The organism is Arthrobacter sp. B0490 (assembly GCF_002929355.1).
Taxonomy (GTDB): Bacteria; Actinomycetota; Actinomycetes; order Actinomycetales; family Micrococcaceae; genus Arthrobacter_D.
Map to the genome: position 1 here is coordinate 52,017 of NZ_PJIR01000010.1, position 16,556 is coordinate 68,572.

At 69.9% G+C, this 16,556-nt stretch carries 21 protein-coding genes; 12 read left to right on the forward strand and 9 right to left on the reverse strand.

The genetic code is table 11. The annotated features are described in order from the left end of the window. Positions 1-73: 73 nt before the first annotated feature. On the forward strand, positions 74-496 hold the full coding sequence (locus tag CXQ97_RS14530) for a hypothetical protein (RefSeq protein WP_146069655.1): 423 nt from the start codon (positions 74-76) through the stop codon (positions 494-496). A 7-nt stretch (positions 497-503) separates the two neighbouring features. Here CXQ97_RS14530 and CXQ97_RS14535 read toward each other — a convergent pair whose 3' ends face one another. The 4 genes from CXQ97_RS14535 to CXQ97_RS14550 form a co-directional block, all read right to left on the reverse strand. Beyond that, positions 504-809, reverse strand: coding sequence for an NIPSNAP family protein (locus tag CXQ97_RS14535; protein ID WP_104181585.1), 306 nt, complete (start codon positions 807-809; stop codon positions 504-506). A gap of 15 nt (positions 810-824) precedes the next feature. After that, positions 825-1,157, reverse strand: a complete 333-nt coding sequence (locus CXQ97_RS14540) for an Lsr2 family protein (RefSeq protein ID WP_104181586.1) — start codon at positions 1,155-1,157, stop codon at positions 825-827. A 128-nt stretch (positions 1,158-1,285) separates the two neighbouring features. Beyond that, positions 1,286-1,525: an SHOCT domain-containing protein gene (locus tag CXQ97_RS14545; RefSeq protein ID WP_104181587.1), complete on the reverse strand. Its 240-nt coding sequence runs from the start codon at positions 1,523-1,525 to the stop codon at positions 1,286-1,288. Between the two features lie 23 nt (positions 1,526-1,548). Continuing rightward, positions 1,549-1,977: a DUF6325 family protein gene (locus CXQ97_RS14550; RefSeq protein ID WP_104181588.1), complete on the reverse strand. Its 429-nt coding sequence runs from the start codon at positions 1,975-1,977 to the stop codon at positions 1,549-1,551. Between the two features lie 243 nt (positions 1,978-2,220). On the opposite strand from CXQ97_RS14550, the gene CXQ97_RS14555 reads away from it, so the two are divergent. The 3 genes from CXQ97_RS14555 (at position 2,221) to CXQ97_RS14565 (ending at position 5,910) form a co-directional block, all read left to right on the forward strand. Then, positions 2,221-2,709 carry a DUF1269 domain-containing protein gene (locus CXQ97_RS14555; RefSeq protein WP_104181589.1) on the forward strand — a complete coding sequence of 163 codons (489 nt, stop codon included), beginning with the start codon at positions 2,221-2,223 and terminating at the stop codon, positions 2,707-2,709. A gap of 151 nt (positions 2,710-2,860) precedes the next feature. Then, the gene (locus tag CXQ97_RS14560; RefSeq protein ID WP_104181590.1) at positions 2,861-5,485 is read left to right on the forward strand and encodes a LuxR C-terminal-related transcriptional regulator; all 2,625 of its coding nucleotides are present in this window, start codon (positions 2,861-2,863) and stop codon (positions 5,483-5,485) included. Positions 5,486-5,517: 32 nt separating this feature from the next. Then, a complete protein-coding gene (locus CXQ97_RS14565) occupies positions 5,518-5,910 on the forward strand; it encodes a phage holin family protein (RefSeq protein WP_181035084.1) in 393 nt (130 codons plus the stop codon). Here the strand turns inward: CXQ97_RS14565 and CXQ97_RS14570 are convergent. Further along, positions 5,907-6,929, reverse strand: coding sequence for a sigma-70 family RNA polymerase sigma factor (locus CXQ97_RS14570; protein WP_104181592.1), 1,023 nt, complete (start codon positions 6,927-6,929; stop codon positions 5,907-5,909). The two genes, CXQ97_RS14565 and CXQ97_RS14570, sit on opposite strands and share 4 nt — an antisense overlap. A gap of 130 nt (positions 6,930-7,059) precedes the next feature. Here CXQ97_RS14570 and CXQ97_RS14575 point away from each other — a divergent pair, with 130 nt between their 5' ends. The 3 genes from CXQ97_RS14575 to CXQ97_RS14585 are packed head-to-tail and all read left to right on the forward strand — an operon-like array spanning position 7,060 to position 8,833. Then, complete coding sequence (locus CXQ97_RS14575) at positions 7,060-7,614, forward strand: dihydrofolate reductase family protein (RefSeq protein WP_104181593.1); 555 nt, start codon at positions 7,060-7,062, stop codon at positions 7,612-7,614. An 11-nt stretch (positions 7,615-7,625) separates the two neighbouring features. After that, positions 7,626-7,928, forward strand: coding sequence for a DUF4287 domain-containing protein (locus tag CXQ97_RS14580; protein ID WP_104181594.1), 303 nt, complete (start codon positions 7,626-7,628; stop codon positions 7,926-7,928). A gap of 26 nt (positions 7,929-7,954) precedes the next feature. Next, positions 7,955-8,833 (forward strand): DUF4031 domain-containing protein, encoded by an 879-nt coding sequence (locus CXQ97_RS14585; RefSeq protein ID WP_104181595.1) that lies wholly within the window; start codon positions 7,955-7,957, stop codon positions 8,831-8,833. Positions 8,834-8,877: 44 nt separating this feature from the next. On the opposite strand, the gene aztD is transcribed toward CXQ97_RS14585, so the two are convergent. The 4 genes from aztD to aztB are packed head-to-tail and all read right to left on the reverse strand — an operon-like array spanning position 8,878 to position 13,248. Next, entirely contained in the window at positions 8,878-10,131 is a 1,254-nt protein-coding gene (aztD, locus tag CXQ97_RS14590; RefSeq protein ID WP_104181596.1) for a zinc metallochaperone AztD, read from the reverse strand. Positions 10,132-10,155: 24 nt separating this feature from the next. Next, complete coding sequence (aztC, locus tag CXQ97_RS14595; RefSeq protein WP_104181597.1) at positions 10,156-11,073, reverse strand: zinc ABC transporter substrate-binding protein AztC; 918 nt, start codon at positions 11,071-11,073, stop codon at positions 10,156-10,158. Continuing rightward, a complete protein-coding gene (locus CXQ97_RS14600; RefSeq protein WP_104181598.1) occupies positions 11,070-12,341 on the reverse strand; it encodes an ABC transporter in 1,272 nt (423 codons plus the stop codon). Before CXQ97_RS14600 ends, aztC begins: the two co-directional genes overlap by 4 nt. After that, positions 12,328-13,248, reverse strand: a complete 921-nt coding sequence (aztB, locus tag CXQ97_RS14605) for a zinc ABC transporter permease AztB (protein ID WP_104181599.1) — start codon at positions 13,246-13,248, stop codon at positions 12,328-12,330. Before aztB ends, CXQ97_RS14600 begins: the two co-directional genes overlap by 14 nt. Positions 13,249-13,301: 53 nt before the next feature. On the opposite strand from aztB, the gene aztA reads away from it, so the two are divergent. The 5 genes from aztA to CXQ97_RS14630 all read left to right on the forward strand — a co-directional run bounded on the left by aztA (position 13,302) and on the right by CXQ97_RS14630 (position 16,511). After that, positions 13,302-14,006, forward strand: coding sequence for a zinc ABC transporter ATP-binding protein AztA (gene aztA, locus CXQ97_RS14610; protein WP_104181600.1), 705 nt, complete (start codon positions 13,302-13,304; stop codon positions 14,004-14,006). Positions 14,007-14,067: 61 nt separating this feature from the next. Continuing rightward, on the forward strand, positions 14,068-14,706 hold the full coding sequence (locus CXQ97_RS14615) for a MerR family transcriptional regulator (protein ID WP_104181601.1): 639 nt from the start codon (positions 14,068-14,070) through the stop codon (positions 14,704-14,706). 17 nt (positions 14,707-14,723) lie between these two features. Continuing rightward, positions 14,724-15,725 carry a hypothetical protein gene (locus CXQ97_RS14620; protein WP_104181602.1) on the forward strand — a complete coding sequence of 334 codons (1,002 nt, stop codon included), beginning with the start codon at positions 14,724-14,726 and terminating at the stop codon, positions 15,723-15,725. Continuing rightward, positions 15,722-16,168: a DUF2834 domain-containing protein gene (locus CXQ97_RS14625; protein WP_104181603.1), complete on the forward strand. Its 447-nt coding sequence runs from the start codon at positions 15,722-15,724 to the stop codon at positions 16,166-16,168. Before CXQ97_RS14620 ends, CXQ97_RS14625 begins: the two co-directional genes overlap by 4 nt. Further along, positions 16,152-16,511 carry a DUF1801 domain-containing protein gene (locus CXQ97_RS14630; protein ID WP_104181604.1) on the forward strand — a complete coding sequence of 120 codons (360 nt, stop codon included), beginning with the start codon at positions 16,152-16,154 and terminating at the stop codon, positions 16,509-16,511. Before CXQ97_RS14625 ends, CXQ97_RS14630 begins: the two co-directional genes overlap by 17 nt. Positions 16,512-16,556 lie beyond the last annotated feature (45 nt).

The window sequence follows — 16,556 nt, forward strand, 5'->3', positions numbered from 1 at the left end:
GCGATTCGGCCGTGCCAGAGTGAAGACATTCGGTCGCTGGGAGCGAGGATCCGTTCGTCCCTGGAGGCATGACGTGAGTGACACAGTTCTCGGGAGTGCCGCGCTGTCGCGGCTCTGCCCCGGCCCACCGCACCGGCCCGGCTCGCGCCGGCACTGTGCGGGCAAGCACTGCGTGGAGGACCGGGGAGGGCTGCTCGTCCTGTGGTGGGCTCCCGGCTCACTGCTCGCCCCGACGGACGTCCTCGGCTCCTACGACGGGGTCCGTGACCTGTCCGACGGCCACCGGATGCCCCTCGTCGTGCATCTGCAGGGACTGGTCGGGATCGCCCCACAGGCCCGCTCCCTCCTCCTCGAAGCGTCCCTGGCCTCACGCATCGCGCTCGTGGGGACCGGACCGGTGGACCAGGTCATCGCGGGGTTCCTGGAGCAGGCCCTGTCGGAGACGCAGTATTTCGAGAGCGCCCCGGAGGCGATGGCGTGGGCGCGGTCCCCCTAGTGCCGGCCTAGCCGAACATCGGCGCGAGGAAACGGCGCTCGTACCGGCGGATGCATTTGCTGTCCTGCGCCAGGCGATAGGCGCCGATGCACTCAGGGTCCGTCGCCGCTTCCTCGCGGTACCGCTCGTAATCGGCGAGCGAGGGAAACGTGAACAGGGCATAGGCGATATCGCTGTCGCCCTCGCTCGGAAGGAAATATCCGTGGTGATTACCGCCCAGTCTCCCCACGAGCCGGATCCAGCGCCTGCCGTATTCCTCGAAGTCGGCGAGTTTGTCGGGGTCGATCTCGTAGCGGAGGTGGACGGTGACCATCGGGCTCCCCCTCGGTCAGCGGCTCTCGTTGTAGGCGTCGATGATCGACTGGGTGATGCGACCGCGGGAACTCGGGTTGTAGCCGTTGTCCTGCGCCCACCGGCGGATCTGCTGGGTGTCCTCCCGCTTCGCACGCGAGGACGCCTTCGGGCTCGCGGACGGCTGCTTGCCCGAGCCCGCCTTCCGCCCCTTGTCGACATACCCGGAGAGGGCAGAGCGCAGCGACTCCGCATTCTGTTCCGTGAGGTCTATTTCGTAGTTCGTGCCGTCGAGGCTGAATCGAACCGTTTCCTGTGCTTCTTCACCATTCAGGTCATCCACCAGATGGACCTGTACCCGCTGTGACATCTCATTCTCCTGTATTGTCCGGACGAATTCGTTGGCCCCAGATTCCGACCTTATCGCTTACCCGCCGGTATTTCGACATAAAGCCGTGACGGTGGACGACGGATGTGTTCTTACACACAAAAGCAGGGTCACTGCAGGAGATATGCCGTCGCGGCCGCGAATTCCGCGTCCGTGAGCAATCCGCGGTCCCGGAGGTCGGCCAGCCGGGCGAGACTTTCGAGGAGCGGGATCGTCGATCCTGCTCTGTCGCCCCCACCGGGCTCGTGCAGCGGGGACGTCGCGGGGTCGGGGACCGCCGGCGGCCACACGGGCGCACCCGAGGACGCCGGGGCGAGCAGCCCAGGGCGATGGCGGCGACTGGCGGACATCTGTGCCTCCGGATCGGGATGGGTCAGGTGGCCGCGGCGCCGTCGGCGAGGAAGGCCTGGATCACGGATTCGTGGGGGACCCGGGTGTGGAGCGCTGTGGTTCCGCCACTGTGGCGCACCTGCTCGGCGACGCGTTCGGCCCAGCGGTACTCGACGGCAGCCATCAGGCCCACTTCGCCTGCGCCCACATGCCCTGACGCGAGCGTGATGTCCGCCTCGCTCAGCAGGGTCATGGCCTCCCCGTCGACCACGAGGTCCTTCCATTCCTCCCGGAGCCCCGAGTCGAGGTCGGAGACGGTGAGCACCCCGTCGGGGGCCCTGCTGAGCACCACCACGTCGATCAGGGCCACGGCACCCACGCGCACGGCATCACCGAAGGATTCGAGCACGGCCGGTGCTACGTCGGCACCCGGGAAGGTGTAGACGAAGACGTCGACGGGTCCAACCCTCATGCTGCCTGTACCTCCTGCTCCGTGGGGTGATCCCTCCATCATCGGCTCGTCCGCTCCGCCGGATCCTCACCCCCACCGGGTGGTCCGGCCGGCCGGACCGACGGGCGCCGGTCGGGGCTTGCGGCAGCATCAGGCGGGCCGCCCGCGGGTCTCACCCCCTACGGGTGATACTCCCCGCTCGGGAAGGGGGCAGGTTGGTCAGCGGGTCGGAAAAGCTCCGGCACGCCTCGAGGAGGAAGAACGATGGCAACCCTTTCCGTGTGGAAGTTCGACGACGCCGACGGCGCGAGCGGGGCAGAGCAGGTGCTGCTCGAACTGCAGAGCAAGGAACTCATCCGCGTGCACGACGCCGCGGTCGTGTCCTGGCCCTCGGACGCCAAGAAGCCGAAGACGCGGCAACTCCACAACCTCACCGGGGTGGGCGCGCTCGGCGGATCCTTCTGGGGCTTCCTGTTCGGCATCCTCTTCTTCGTCCCGCTGCTCGGCGTCGCGATCGGCGCGGCGGTGGGCGCCCTCAGCGGCTCCCTGGCCGACGTCGGGATCGACGACTCGTTCATCAAGCGGATCCGGGAGAAGGTCACGCCCGGGACCTCGGCACTGTTCCTCCTGAGCTCCGATGCCGTGCCGGATCGCGTCGCGGAGGCGTTCCAGGGCGTGCGGGCCGAACTGCTCGAGACCAACCTGAGCCGCGACGACGAGGACGCGCTGCGCGCGGCCTTCGCGCCCGAATGAGAAGCAACCGGGCCCATGCGGGGTGAGGCATCCGGTCGTCCTCCTCGGCCGACCCCTCTGGCCAACCCCCGGCATCGGGATCACACTTGATGCACCCTCGCATCGGGGTTGATGCCGACCCGGTGCACGACGACATCGCGGGGAGGGGTGGATGGATGTGACCAGCGTGGTGGGGCGCAAGACCAGGGTCCCGGAGCGCGACGAGCGCGAGGTCCCGCGACCGCGCCTGACCGATCGTCTCGATGCCCTGCACGAGGCGGGTGGCCGCATCCTGCTCGTCACCGCCGCCGCGGGCTTCGGCAAGACCGCGGCGGCCGGAGAGTGGGCGCGCCTGCGGCGCGAGGCGGGCGACGACGTCGCCTGGGTGACGCTCGATCCCTCGGACAACCGGCCCGGACGCTTCTGGCACCTGCTGGGTGTCGCGCTCACGGGGGAGGAGGCGGGCTGGCAGGGGCCCGACGACGACGCCTCCCTGCGGATGGCGATGATCGACGCCCTGATCGACCGCTGCGCGGAGAACGGGGCCCGTGTGCTTCTCGTCCTCGACAACTGCGAGCACCTCACCCACCGCGTGCTCCTCACCGAGCTCGACTACCTGATCGAGCGGACCCCTGCCACGGTGACGGTCATGTTGTGCGGCCGCAGGACGCCCGACCTCCGTTCGCTGTACAAGATGGATCTCGACGGGACGGTCGGACGCCTGGCGCAGGAGGACCTGGTCATGCGCCGGCGCGAGGTCAGGAAGCTCTTCGCGCCGGAGCGGCCCGACGTCGAGATGCTGCTCGACACCACCGAGGGCTGGGCTGCCGCCGTCGCCCAGGCCCACCGCGCCACCGCACCCGACGCCCTGTCGCGGAGCGACCCGCACGGCGGGGAGCCACTTCTCGAGAGGCTGTGCGGCCCGCTCTTCAGGTCCTACCGCCCGGCGATCCGCGAGACGCTCGCAGCCATGGCCCTGATCGAGCCCTTCACGGTGGGGGACGTCGAGGTGGCGCTGGACCGGACGGACGGGGCGCAGCTCGTGGCACGGACCGTCGCGGAGACGGGGATGGTCGTGACGGTGCAGGGTCCCGGACCTGCGGATCGGTTCCGGTTGCACCGTCTGTTCGGCCGGTGGTTCGCAGAGGCCGCCCCTGGCAGTGCCCGCTCGGACGCCGAGGTGGTCCATGCGCGGATGGCACCGCACCGCCTCCGGCAGGGACATCACGCGCTCGCCCTCCACCATGCCGGCAAGGCGCACGACGAGGACCTGCTGCGGCACGTCGTGAGTGTCTCGGGGCTGCAGCTGCTCTGGCAGAACGATCTGCGGACGCTGGCTTCCGCCGTGCGGGAGATCGGCTTGACGACGTCCGGGGAACTCGCGCTGCTCGAGTGTCTGATCGCCCTCGCCGAGGGGGACCCCGAGAGGGCGGCGCGGGCCGCCGCCCGGCGGGGCGGCCCGGGCGGCGACGCCCCGCGCCGGCTGGTGCCTCCCTTCGACACCCTGGACGTGGGGCTGGAAGCACAGTTGCTGCTCCTGGAGGGCCGGGCGGCCGAAGCGGTCGCGCTGCTGGAGCGGCTCGACCTCGACGACGTAGCGCCCGATGCCCGGGTGTTCGCCCTGAACATCCAGGTGGCGGCCCTCATCGCGGCGGCGAGAGTGCCGGAGGCGCGGACGCTGGCCCGGAAGGCGCTGAAGGAAGCGGCCGCCCGGGCCAACCCGGGTGCGGTGATCGACGCCGGCATGGCCAGCGCGTCGCTGGCCACGATCGCCGAGGACTTCCCCGAGGCGTCCGCCCAGGCCCAGGCCGCCATCCGGCGCGGAGAGGAGCACGGCCTCCGGTACAGCCCGCGGCTCCGTCCCGCGCACCTGATCGCGGCATGGGCGGCGTTCCATGTCCTCGACGACGACGGCGCCGGCCTGCACAACGCCTTCGTGTTCAGGGCCCTGACGGCAGCGCCGATCGTCGCCCACTCCTCGGGGAAACTGGCCCTGATCCTCTCCTTCCCGACCTCCGGCCGGCGCGCGGAGATCGCCGAGGAGCTGCTCGACAGGGTGCGCTTCGACCTGACCGCCGGGGCCTTCCCCGCCGACGTGGCCCTGTGTTCCCTGCAGGTGGCCGAGATGATGCTGTCCCTCCAGCGGTCCGACGACCTCGCCCGGCTCAAGGTGGATCTGCGCAGGAGTCAGGGCATCAGCGGCGAACTCCACACCATCTCGGCCTGGGAGCTCGTGGCATCCGGCCAGCTCGCACGGGCGCGCCAGCTCCTGACGAGCGTCACCTCGGAGTTCGTCACGAGCCAGAGCCGCGTGGGACTCGTCGCGGCGTGGGCTCTCCTCGCACGCGTGGAACTCCTGGAGGAGCGGACGTTCAAGGCCCGGGAGGCGCTCGAGAAGGCGCTGGCGATCGCGGCCCGGCACCGCACCGTCCGCGGCTTCGCCTACGCCGGGGACACCGTGCGGCAGGCCCTCGAGACCGACCGCCACCACTTCCCCCGCTACCGGCGCGAGATCGACCTGATCGGCAGGCATGCCTGCCCGCCGGAGGCGCTCATCGGACCGCCGCTCACCCCGAGGGAAGAGGAACTGCTGGCGCTGCTGCCCACCTTCGCCACCGTGGAGGAACTCGCCCACGACCTGCAGATCTCCACGAACACCGTGAAGACGCACATCCGGGGCATCTACCGGAAGCTGGGCGTCGGGACCCGACGGGAGGCGATCGCGGCGGCGTCACGCCTCGGCGTCGCAGCTCCGGTCGCCACGACGCACCTCCTGCGTCCCACGATCGTCCGCTAGGAGCCCATCCACCCGTCGAAAGGAGAGTGTCCGTGGTCCGGTTGCTTCGTGCCCTGATCCTCCAGTGGCTCGTCCTCGTCGTGGTCCTCGCCATCACGGCGCTGCTCGTCCCGGGCGTCCAGGTGACGGGTGGGCTGTGGGGGCTCATCGTGACCGCGGCCGTCGTCGGGCTCGTGAACGCGCTGGTGGGTCCGGTGCTCCGGCTGCTGGCGCTGCCTCTCACACTGCTGACGCTCGGGCTCTTCTCCCTCGTGGTGAACGCGGTGCTGCTCTGGCTGTCCGCCGTCCTGAGCGGCTCGCTCCAGCTGGGAGGTCCGCTGACGACGATCCTGGCCGCGTTCGTCATCTCCGTGCTGAACGCGGTCGGCACCCGGCTGGTCCTTCCGCGCCGCACCGACGATAGGACCAGTCGGCGGCACGGCTAGTTCCGGGCCGCCGTCCCCCGCTCGTCGATCACCGGGGGCAGCCCGAACGCCTCGAACATCTCCGGGTACAGGAAATTGTGGTGTCCGGTGATGCGCTCGCCGTCGGTCTCGATGACCTGGATGGCCCACGGCTCCCAGAGCCCCGGCTCCACGAAGTGGTAGTTGGCGAACCCTCCCGCACCGTTGACGTCGAGGGGGAGGAGGCGCCCGTTCTCGCAGACACTGCCCTTGCCCACGAACCAGGCGATGACGTCAGCGGGCCCGCTGAGCCACAGGTCGAAGGGCGGCATGGACAGGACCACGTCGTCGCGCAGCAACGACACGAGCACGTCCATGTCGTAGGACTCGAAGGCTTCCAGGTACTTCGCGAGAAGGACCTTGTGCGCGGGGTCCTCGAGGGGCATCGGCGCCGCGGGCTCGTAGGCGGCCATCGTCTTGCGAGCACGCTGCAGGGCGCTGTTGATCGACGCCGTGGTCACCTCCAGGAGCACCGCGACCTCGGCGGCGGACCAGCGGAGCACCTCACAGAGGATGAGCGCGCTCCGCTGGAGCGGCGGCAGGTGCTGCAGGGCCGCCACGAAGGCCAACCGGACGGTCTCCCGGGCCTCGGCGACCACCGCGGGATCCCCCGACAGGTCGATCACGCGCGCGTCCGGGATGGGCTGCACGAAGACGTTCTCCGTGACCGGGGCGCCGAGCACGGCCTCCGCCGTCCGCGTGGACGGACCCAGGTCCATCGGTCGGGCCCGGCGCTGTGGGCTGCGGAGCATGTCCACGCAGACGTTGTGGGCGATGCGGAACAGCCAGGTACGGAGGGAGGACTGCCCGGCGAAGGATTCCCGCTTCGACCAGGCTTTGATCATGGTCTCCTGCACGGCGTCCTCGGCCTCGGACGCGGCACCGAGCATCCGGTAGCAGTACCCCGTCAGCTCGCGCCGCGACGCTTCCAGGAGTTGTTCGAACGGCGCTGTGTCGTCGGCCCCCGGTGGTGTCCCCCGGGTCGTGGTGGCGGGCTGCATGCATCCGAGCGTAGCGACGGCCGCGCGGGCGCGGGAGGCATGCGGCAGGAAAAGTTTCGCCGCGTCGATGATTCGGCGCCCTTTCCGGCGTCTACTGGGGTGGAAGTCACCACCATCATCGGGAGCCACCATGCGCAGACTCACAGCCGGCCTCTTCTCCTCCGTGGACGGAGTGGTCGAATTCCCCCACCTCTGGCAGTTCGACAGCTTCGACGCCGAGCTCGGCGCCGGGATGGGGGAGATGATCGGCCGGGTCGACACCGTCCTCCTCGGGCGGCACGGGTACGAGGAATGGGCGGAGTACTGGCCTGCCGCGGAGCCCGACGACCCGTTCGGGCGCTTCATCAATCCCGTGCGGAAGTACGTCGCGTCCCGCACCCTCGACGGTGAGCTGGGCTGGACGAACGCATCCCTCATGGACGCACCGCTGGAGGACTTCGTCGGCACCCTGAAGCAGACGGACGGCGGTGACATCGGCATCTGCGCCAGCATCTCCCTCGTGCGCCGGCTCATGTTCGCGGGCCTGCTCGACTCCCTGACGCTCATGATCCATCCGGTGGTCGCGGGCACAGGCCGTCATCTCTTCGAGCCGTCGGATCCCGTGACGAAGCTGGAACTGCAGGACCTGACGCGCACCAGCAAGGGCAACGTCCTGGCCACGTACGGCCTCCGCAGCGAACAGTAGGGAGCAGAAGAATGTCATTCCAGGCATATCTCGACGCCATCGAGGCGAAGACGGGACTCACCCCGCGGCAACTCGTCGACCGGGCGGCGGAGCGGGGTCTCGACGCACCCGGTACGAAGGCAGGGGAGATCGTGACCTGGCTCAAGGAGGACTACGACCTCGGCCGGGGCCACGCCATGGCACTGGTGCACGTCATCAGGAACGGTGCCGCCATCGGCGACCGGCACGTGGGCACCGAGGGGGCGCATCGTGACGATTCGGCGGAGCTGTGGCTCGACGGGGCGGCGACGAAACCCGGACAGGCCGCGACCTGACGGGCGGCACGCCTAGACTGCTGGGCATGGCCGTCCTCATCGATCCACCGTCGTGGCCGGCGCACGGCACGCTGTTCTCCCACCTCGTCTCAACGCGGTCGCTCGAGGAACTGCACCGGTTCGCAGCGGCCGCCGACATCCCGCGCCGCGCGTTCGACGAGGACCACTACGACGTGCCGGCCCGGCGGTACCGCGACCTCGTGGAGCGCGGGGCGCAGGAGGTGAGCGGAGGGGACCTCGTGAGGGAGCTCGTCAGGAGCGGCCTTCGTGTTCCCGCGCGCCGCCGTGCCCCGAAGCTCCGGGCCGCGCTGGCCTCGCGCTGGGCCTCGCTCCTGCCGTCGGATCCGGTGCTGGGCGAGGACCTCCTCGAGCGCTGGGGCGAACCGCACCGGAGGTACCACACGCCGTCCCACCTCCTCGCGGTACTCGAGGCACTCGACCTGCTGCTGCAACCGGGGGACCTCCCGCTCCGCAGGGGCGTGCTCCTCGCCGCCTGGTTCCACGACGCCGTCTACGAGGGGGTGGCGGGCGACGACGAACGCGCCTCCGCGGCGCTCGCCGCCGAGCGGCTCCGGACGGTGGGTGAGCCGGAAGCGCGGGAGGTGGAGCGGCTCGTCCTGCTCACCATCACGCACGACCCGGCACCCGGCGACCGGGCCGGTGAGCTCCTGTGCGACGCCGACCTCTCGGTGCTCGGCGCGGCGGAGGGGGACTACCTGAGCTACACCCGGGCCGTGCGCGCAGAGTATTCCCATCTTCCGGATCAGGCATTCATCGAGGGGCGCAGGACCGTGCTGCAGCACCTCCTGACCCTCGAGCCCCTGTTCAGGACCGCCGCGGCCAGGGAGCGCTGGAGTGCGCGTGCGCGGACGAACATGGAACTCGAGCTCGCATCCCTCGGATGAGGGTGGGACCAGGGTCCGGAGCCCACCCTCATCCGGGAACCGGATCAGCCTTCGACGGCGGCGATCTCGTTCGGGGTGCCGGGCAGTTCGTCGGACGAGGTGATCCCGCCGGTGGTGAGGTCGACGGCGTGGAGCTTCCTGGCGGCGGGGTCGGTGATGTACGCGGTGTCACCCACGACCTTCAGGGCGGGATGCGGGTCCTGCCATTCGACGGGCCCCGCCCAGGGGTCGAGGACAGGGGTGGAGTCGGTGATGTCCCCGGTGTCGGGGTCGAGGGTGTGCAGAGCGCCGTCGGAGGCGATGATGAGGATCTCGCCTCCGGGTCCGCGGGCGACGTCACGGAAGGTGTACTCGACGCCTTCGGGGAGGTCGATGACCTTCAGGGTCTTCGCTTCGGTGTCGATGAGGATCAGTTCGCTGAGCAGGTAGCCCTCTGAGTCAGGATCGGAGTTGTAGTCGCCGGCCACGATGGGGCTGGCGTCACTGACGTACGCGTTACCCATGCGTCCGTACTCGTCGGGGGCCTGGATCTTGGTGATGTCACCGTTGTCGTAGGCGAGAACGCCGTTGCTGCAGCCGAAGACGACGACCTCGTCCTTCGTGGTGCCCTCGCCGTGGACGGAGGGGCATTCGTCGCTGGTGGCGATCTCGTCGCCGTCGGCGTCCATGACCCTGATGCCGGAACGGCTCTCGGAATCACCGACCGTGGTGACAAAGGTGCCGTCCTCGAGGACGACGGACACACCGTGATGTGCCTCGTCGCCCGCGACGATCTCGGTTTCGGGGAGACCGTCCTCCACCTCGAGCAGGTCGTCGGTGGTGAAGATGGTGGTGTCGCTGGTGCCGTCGGCGTAGAGGACGGTCTTGTCGCCGTGCTGGACCACGTGCCCGGCGGTGTCGGCTTCGAACACCAGGTCCGTGAGCTTCGGCTCTGCCTGCCAGGAGCCGGAGGGATCGGTCCAGGTCCCGAGGTCCAGGACCTGGAAGCCCTCGGGCACGGTGACCAGTGCGTGCCGGCCGTCTCCTGCAGGGTTGAGGCGCGTGAATCCCTCGACGGGCAGGTCGCCCTCGACCTCCATGGTGGTGCCGTCGAGGACGACGATGCCGCCGTCGTACGTCAGTGCCACGCGGGGAGCAGCGGATGGGGCTGCCGCTGATGCGGTGGTCCCCGGAGCGGCCGACGGATCCGCCGCCGGTTCCGGGGCGGAGCCGCACGCTGTCATGAGCAGGGCGGACGTGGCCCCGGTGGCGGCGAGGGCCAGGTGCCTCCGGCGTTTCGTGAGCGAATTCATCGTCATGATTCTCCTTCCATGGTTCGGATCTCAGGGTGAGAGTCCGGTGGAGATGCGCTCCGTGTTCGTGCGCATCATGGCGAGGTACGTGTCAGCGCCCTCGCCGGGGTCGGTCAGGGATTCGGAGAAGAGTTCGACGACGTCGACATCGATGTCGGCTCCATCGGCGAGGACCTGGACGAGCCGATCGGGCTGGGAGGACTCGGCGAAGATCGTGCCGACCTTCGCCTCCTCGATGGCGGCGACGAGTCCGCGGAGATCGGAGGCGCTGGGTGAGGCGAGCGTGGTGCCACCCGGGATCACTGCACCGATGACGCGGAAGTCGTAGCGTTCGGCGAGGTAGCCGAAGACGTGGTGGTTCGTGACGAGGTTCCGCCGCTCGGCGGGGATCTGCCCGAACGCGGTGGCCATGGACGACTCGAGTGCCGAGAGCTCCGCGCGGTATGCGTCGGCGGACTCCGTGATCGACGCGGCGTCCACCCCGCCGATGTCGGAGAGCCGGGTCTGGAGCTCGTCGACGACGTCGATCATGAGCCCCGGGTCGGTCCAGAAGTGGGGATCGGGTGCGCCCTCGGATTCGCCTTCCGTGTAGGCGAGAGGTTCGATGACCTCGCCGGCGACGAGCAGGGGGACGTTCTCGGACTGCGCACTGTCGAGGTGTTGCTGCAGCCCTTCTTCCAGGCCCAGGCCGTTGGTGACGATCAGGTCCGCCTGCCGCATCATCGCGCCATCCTGCGCGGAGATCTCGAACGAGTGCGGGTCGGCGTCGGGCTGCATGAGCACCCGTACGTCCGCCTCGTCGCCGACGACGTTCCGGACGACATCCCCGAGGATGTTGGTGGTCACCACGACGACCGGTTCATCGGTCCCTGCTGCGGCGCAGCCGGGGATGCCGATGATCGCTGTTGCGGCCAGGACGAGTGCCAGGCGCCGGTGCGCCCTGTTCATCGACCGACCTCCGCCAGGTGAGCGGGGATGGTGTCGGTGTCGAAGGTCCGGGCGATCCGGGCATCATCGGCGAAGTCGATCTCGAACAGCGACTGTTCGGCCGGAGCGTTGAGATAGGCCCGCTGCTGGTCGACGGTCAGCTCGACCCCGGCCAGGAGCTCCGGATCGGCCAGGGTCCGTGGCAGGAGCGGGTCGGTCGCGGCGATCGTCGCACCGGTCCCGGCGGACAGGACGAGGACGCGTCCGTCCGCAGCGAGGGCGACGACGTGGCCCTCCTCGTCGTCGACCGCGGAGACCTTGAGCAGGGGCACATCGGCCGGCAGGAAGTGCCAGGACCGTTCGCGGGTATCGAGCAGCCACGCACCCCGGTCTCCGGCGACGGCGGCGACGGTCGGACGTCCCGCACGGGCGCGGAAATCGGTTGCTTTCGGTGCACTCGTTCCGGCGGGATAGGGAATCCGTTCGTACACGACATCACCGTCCTCGAGCGTCACCAGAAGGGCGCCGTCATCACATCCGATGACGGTGCCGACCGTCGTGGTGATGGTGCCTTGCGCGTCGATGCAGTCGGCGGTTGCGCCGCCGACTGGTTCGCCCTCGACGTCGAAGGCCTGGACGGAGGCTGCTGTCCCGTCCGCACCGGGTCGGGTCAGGAGGGTGACGTCCGAGAGGGGGACGAGCATCCCCTCATGCGGTTCTGCCGAGAGTCCGGTACGGACGCCGAGTTCGCCCTGTGCGAGGGCGTCGTTGTCGAGCACCATGCCCTCACCGCTGTCGGGGAAGTAGACGCCCGTACCCGAGGAGCCGGGCGTCACGATCGCTCCGCCTGAGCCGTCGATCGTGCCGATGATCTTCGGTTCACCGCGGTAGTAGTGGAAATGGTCTTCGTGGTCCCAGGTCCACATCCCGCTGTCGATGATCGTCATCGCACCGGTGGTCGCGGACGACGCGAAGAGGTAGCGCCCGTCGGTCGAGATACCGCTGACGTCCGGGATCCCGCCGACGGTCGTGGTGTTCTCGTCTGCCAGATCAAGCAGCCTGATCCGGCCTTCGGTGTCCAGGGTCATCAGGTGCAGTTGGGGCTCGGCGACTTCCGTGGAGCCCTCGAGCATCCCATGACCGTCACCGATCGGGGCCGCTGCGGAGCGGGAAGCGACCGAAGGAGGCGTCGCCTCCGCGGCGGGCCCGGACGGATCGGCGGTGGAGCAGGAAGCGAGGGTCAGGGTCAGCAGGGGGAGGCAGAGCAGCAGGGCATCAGGCGTTCGCACGAAGGGCTTTCTGTGATGGATGTACCGGTTCCGAACCGGCGGAACGGTCGAAGCTTCGCGAAAAGCTGTCGGTCGGGTTGTCGGCAGAGGCGCGGCGCCGGGTGATGCCGCGGATGATGCTCGACAGGGCAGCACATGCGATGGCGGCGAGGGCGATGGACGCGCCGGCGGCGGTGCCGACGTACCAGGAGGTCAGGAGCCCGAGGAACACCGAGAAGACGCCGATCAGTGCCGCAAGGGCCATGGTCGTCGGGATGCGCGTGGTCCACGCAGTGGCAGCAACAGCGGGTGCGAGAAGCAGCCCGATGACGAGCAGCGCGCCGACGGCCTGGTAGGAGGCGACGACGGCGAGCGTGACGAGCCCGACGAGGAGCACCTGCGCGAGACGGGGTCTCAGCCCCGACACCTGCGCGATCCTCCGGTCGAAGGCGAGGGCCATGAACGCGCGGTGGAAGGCGGCTGCAACGAGGACGGTGAGCAGCAGGGCGCCGGCGAGCAGCCAGAGGTCGCCCGGTCGGATCGCCAGCACGTCGCCGAAGAGGACGGCCGTCGCGTCGGTGGCGAAGCTGCGTGAGTGGGAGATGACGACGACGCCGGCAGCGAGCATGCCGACGAAGAGGAGTCCGATGCTCGTGTCGTGGGACAGGCGTCCCCGCCGGGCCAGGAAACTCACGCCGAGGCTCATGATGATCGCGCTGCACGCTGCTCCGAGGATGACGGGGACGCCGGCGAGGGTCGCGAGGGCGACACCGGGGAGCATTCCGTGCGCCATCGCCTCGCCCAGGAACGCCATCCCGCGGACGACGACCCAGGTGCCGACAACGGCACAGATGGCTGCGCAGAGCGAGCCGCCGAGGAGCGCTCGCAGCATGAAGTCGGCGGTGAACGGTTCGAGGAGGAAGGGCACGTCGCCACCCTAGACTTAAATGATAGTCATTCTCAATATGGTAGTTTCGGTGGATGCTCCGCCACCCCTCGCCTCCCGCCACCGCTACCGACGCGCGGCCGATCGTCCTCCACGGGGTATGGGTCGACCATGACGGCGTGGACGCCTTGTGCGGCGTCTCGCTCACCGTCGAGCCCGCCAGGATCACCGTGGTGACCGGAGCGAACGGTTCCGGGAAGTCGACCCTGCTCGCGGTGCTGGCGGGCCTGCTGGTGCCCCGCCGGGGTCGGGTGGTCCTGCCGGTCCGGAGCACCGCGCTGGTCGCCCAGCGCAGCGAGGTCACCGACCGCATGCCGCTGACGGTGCACGACGTCGTGAGCATGGGGCGCTGGCCGGAGGCCGGGCTGGTGCGGCGGCTCACCTCCGGGGACCGGCGCATCATCGACGACTGCATCGGTCTCGTCGGCCTCGACGGGTACGCACGGCGTCCGCTGCATGCCCTCTCGGGTGGTCAGCGGCAGCGCGCCTTCCTCGCCCAGGGGCTCGCGCGGCGCGCCGACGTCATCCTGCTCGACGAACCGACGACGGGGCTCGACGCCGGGACGCGCGCCGTCGTCGCCGATCTCCTCACGGCGGAGAGATCGCGCGGAGCGATGATCGTCTGCGTCTCGCACGACGACGTCGTCCTCCGGGCGGCGGACCGGCTGGTCCGCCTCGAGGCCGGACGGGTGGTGTCCGGCCTCGAGGCGGCCGATCGGGGTGCCCGTCCCCCGCAGTAGGCCATGAATCCCAGGCCGCGAAAGATGGACATTCCTGCTATCCGATATCTAATATATCCATATGAGGATGGCCCAGCTCAGCGAGGTGAGTTCGATCCCCGTCGCGACCATCAAGCTCTACCTCCGGGAAGGACTTCTCGCCCCGGGCACGCGGACCAGTCCCAATCAGGCGCAGTACGGCCTGCCTCACCTCCGGCGCCTCAAGCTGATCCAGGCGCTCGTCCGGCTCGGTCGACTGAGCCTTGCCGCGGCCGGCGACGTCCTCGACGCCATCGACTCCGACCGCCCGCTCATCGAGACCTTCGGCATCGCCCAGCGCGCCGCCACCCGGGTGGTCGATCGGGACAGGATCCGCGAGGCGGACCTGGAGCGCCTGGCACCGTTGATCGAGGGCTGGCACGTCGACCCGGACGGCTGCGGACGCTACGACGCCGCGGCCGCACTCACCGCGCTCCAGGAATCCGGCCTGAACGCCTCGGACGACTGGTACCGGCACTATGCCGACGCGGCGCTCGCCGTCGCGGAAGCCGATCTCGACCTGGTGGACGCCCAGGAGGGGCGGAGTGCGAAAGCCGAGACGGTCGTCGTGGGCACGGTGCTCGGGGATGCCCTGTTCGCCGGGCTGCGCCGCGCCGCCCAGGAGCACGTCTCCTACATCCGGTACGCCGGACGCGGCGGGGCACCCCCCACCGCCCACTGAAGTCCCGAGGAGGACCGATGTCGCATCCCCCGAACGCAGTTCGCCGGCCGCAGGCCGGCGTCGCCTGGCACATACCGCTCCTGCTCCTGTCCGCCCTGATGGCCGTCACCGGTCTCGTGAGCGTGGTCGGCCTCGTCATCGACCCCCGCGAGATCGTCGGTGCGCCCGCATGGGCCAAACCCCTGAAGTTCTCGATCTCGTTCCTGCTCTACGCCCTGACGCTGTCCTGGCTGATCGGTCAGGTGCGCTCGGCACGGCGCCTGGCCTGGTGGCTGGGGACGGCGGCCGCCGTGGCCGTCGTGGTGGAGATGGTGATCATCGTCGGCGCCGTCGTCGCGGACACCACCAGTCACTTCAACGTGACCTCGCCGTTCAGCACGACGCTGTGGGGCATCATGGCGATCTCCATCGTCGTGGTGTGGCTGGCGACGCTCGTGGTGGCTGTCCTCCTGTTCCGCGTGCGGGGCGGGGACCCGGCACGGTCCACCGCCATCCGGGCCGGGGTGGTCATCGGCCTGACCGGCCTGGCCCTCGGGTTCCTGATGACGGGTCCCACGGCGGCGCAGCTCGACGACTGGCACGGCATCTCCGGCGCGCACACGGTCGGGGCGGGGGATGGCGGCCCCGGCCTGTTCCTCCTCGGATGGAGCACCGTGGCCGGGGATCTCCGCGTGCCCCACTTCGTCGGAATGCACGCCCTGCAGCTGCTGCCGATCAGCGCCATCCTGCTCGAGGCGGTGGCACGCCGTGTACCCGGCCTGCAGTCGCCCCGGGTGCGCTGCCGGGTCCTCCGGGTGCTCGCGGCGCTCTACGCCGCGATTCTCTCGGTCCTCACCCTCCAGGCCCTCGCCGGGCAGTCCGTGGTCCATCCGAGCCCGGAGGTCCTCGTGGGATCGGTGGCGCTGGTGCTCCTGGCCGCGCTGTCGATCCTGGTGATCGTGGTCCGGAGCGCGGAACCCGACCGGGGCGTCCCTTCGCCCGCATCCGTGGCCCTGCCGGCTCCGGGCGGCGCGTCATGAGCTCCCGCACCGGGCAGCCCGTGCCCGCACGCACCTGGGCCGTGGTCGTGGCATACGCGGTGCTCTCCGTCGCCGGACTGGTCGGCACCTGGTACTTCAACCTGGCGTACAGGGGCACCGACGGTACCTACCTCGAGGCCTGGTTCGCCAATGCGGCCAGTTCCTCGGCCGCCGTGGACGTCATCGTGGCCGCAGTCGCGGCCTGCGTCTTCTACGCCGTCGAGGGACGCCGGCTCGGCTGGCGACGCCGGTGGCTCCTCTTCGTCCCGCTCACCTTCGTGGTCGCCCTCGCGTTCGCCCTGCCGCTGTTCCTGCTGCTGCGGGAGCTCCATCTCGCCCGCGAAGGATCCCGCGCACCGGTGTCCGGGCCGGACCAGGCCGTCAGTCGGCATGACGCGCCGCATCCCGTCGTGGAAGGAAGGAATCATGGGATCGATCGATGACGCACTCGCCGGACTGCAGGATCCGGACCGCGCATGCCTCCGGCACGTCGTCGCGTGTGCGCGCGAGCTCTGCCCCGAGGCGGTGGACGGGGTGAGCTACGGGGTGCCGGCCCTCCTCCTCGAGGGGAAGCCGCTGCTCGGCGTCGCCGCGGCCGCGCAGCACCTCGCGCTCTACCCGTTCTCGCCCGCCGTGCTCGATGCCGTGGCGCCGGCACTCGAGGGTTTCTCCCGGTCCAGGGGCACCATCCGCTTCACGGCGGCCAGGCCCCTGCCCGACGACGTGGTCCGCGAGATCGTCCGCCTGCGGAGCCTCGAGATCACCACGCCCCGAGGGGCTGCGTGATCCCGGCGCGGCCGGTCACGTTTCGGCGCCCATTCGCCCGGGCCC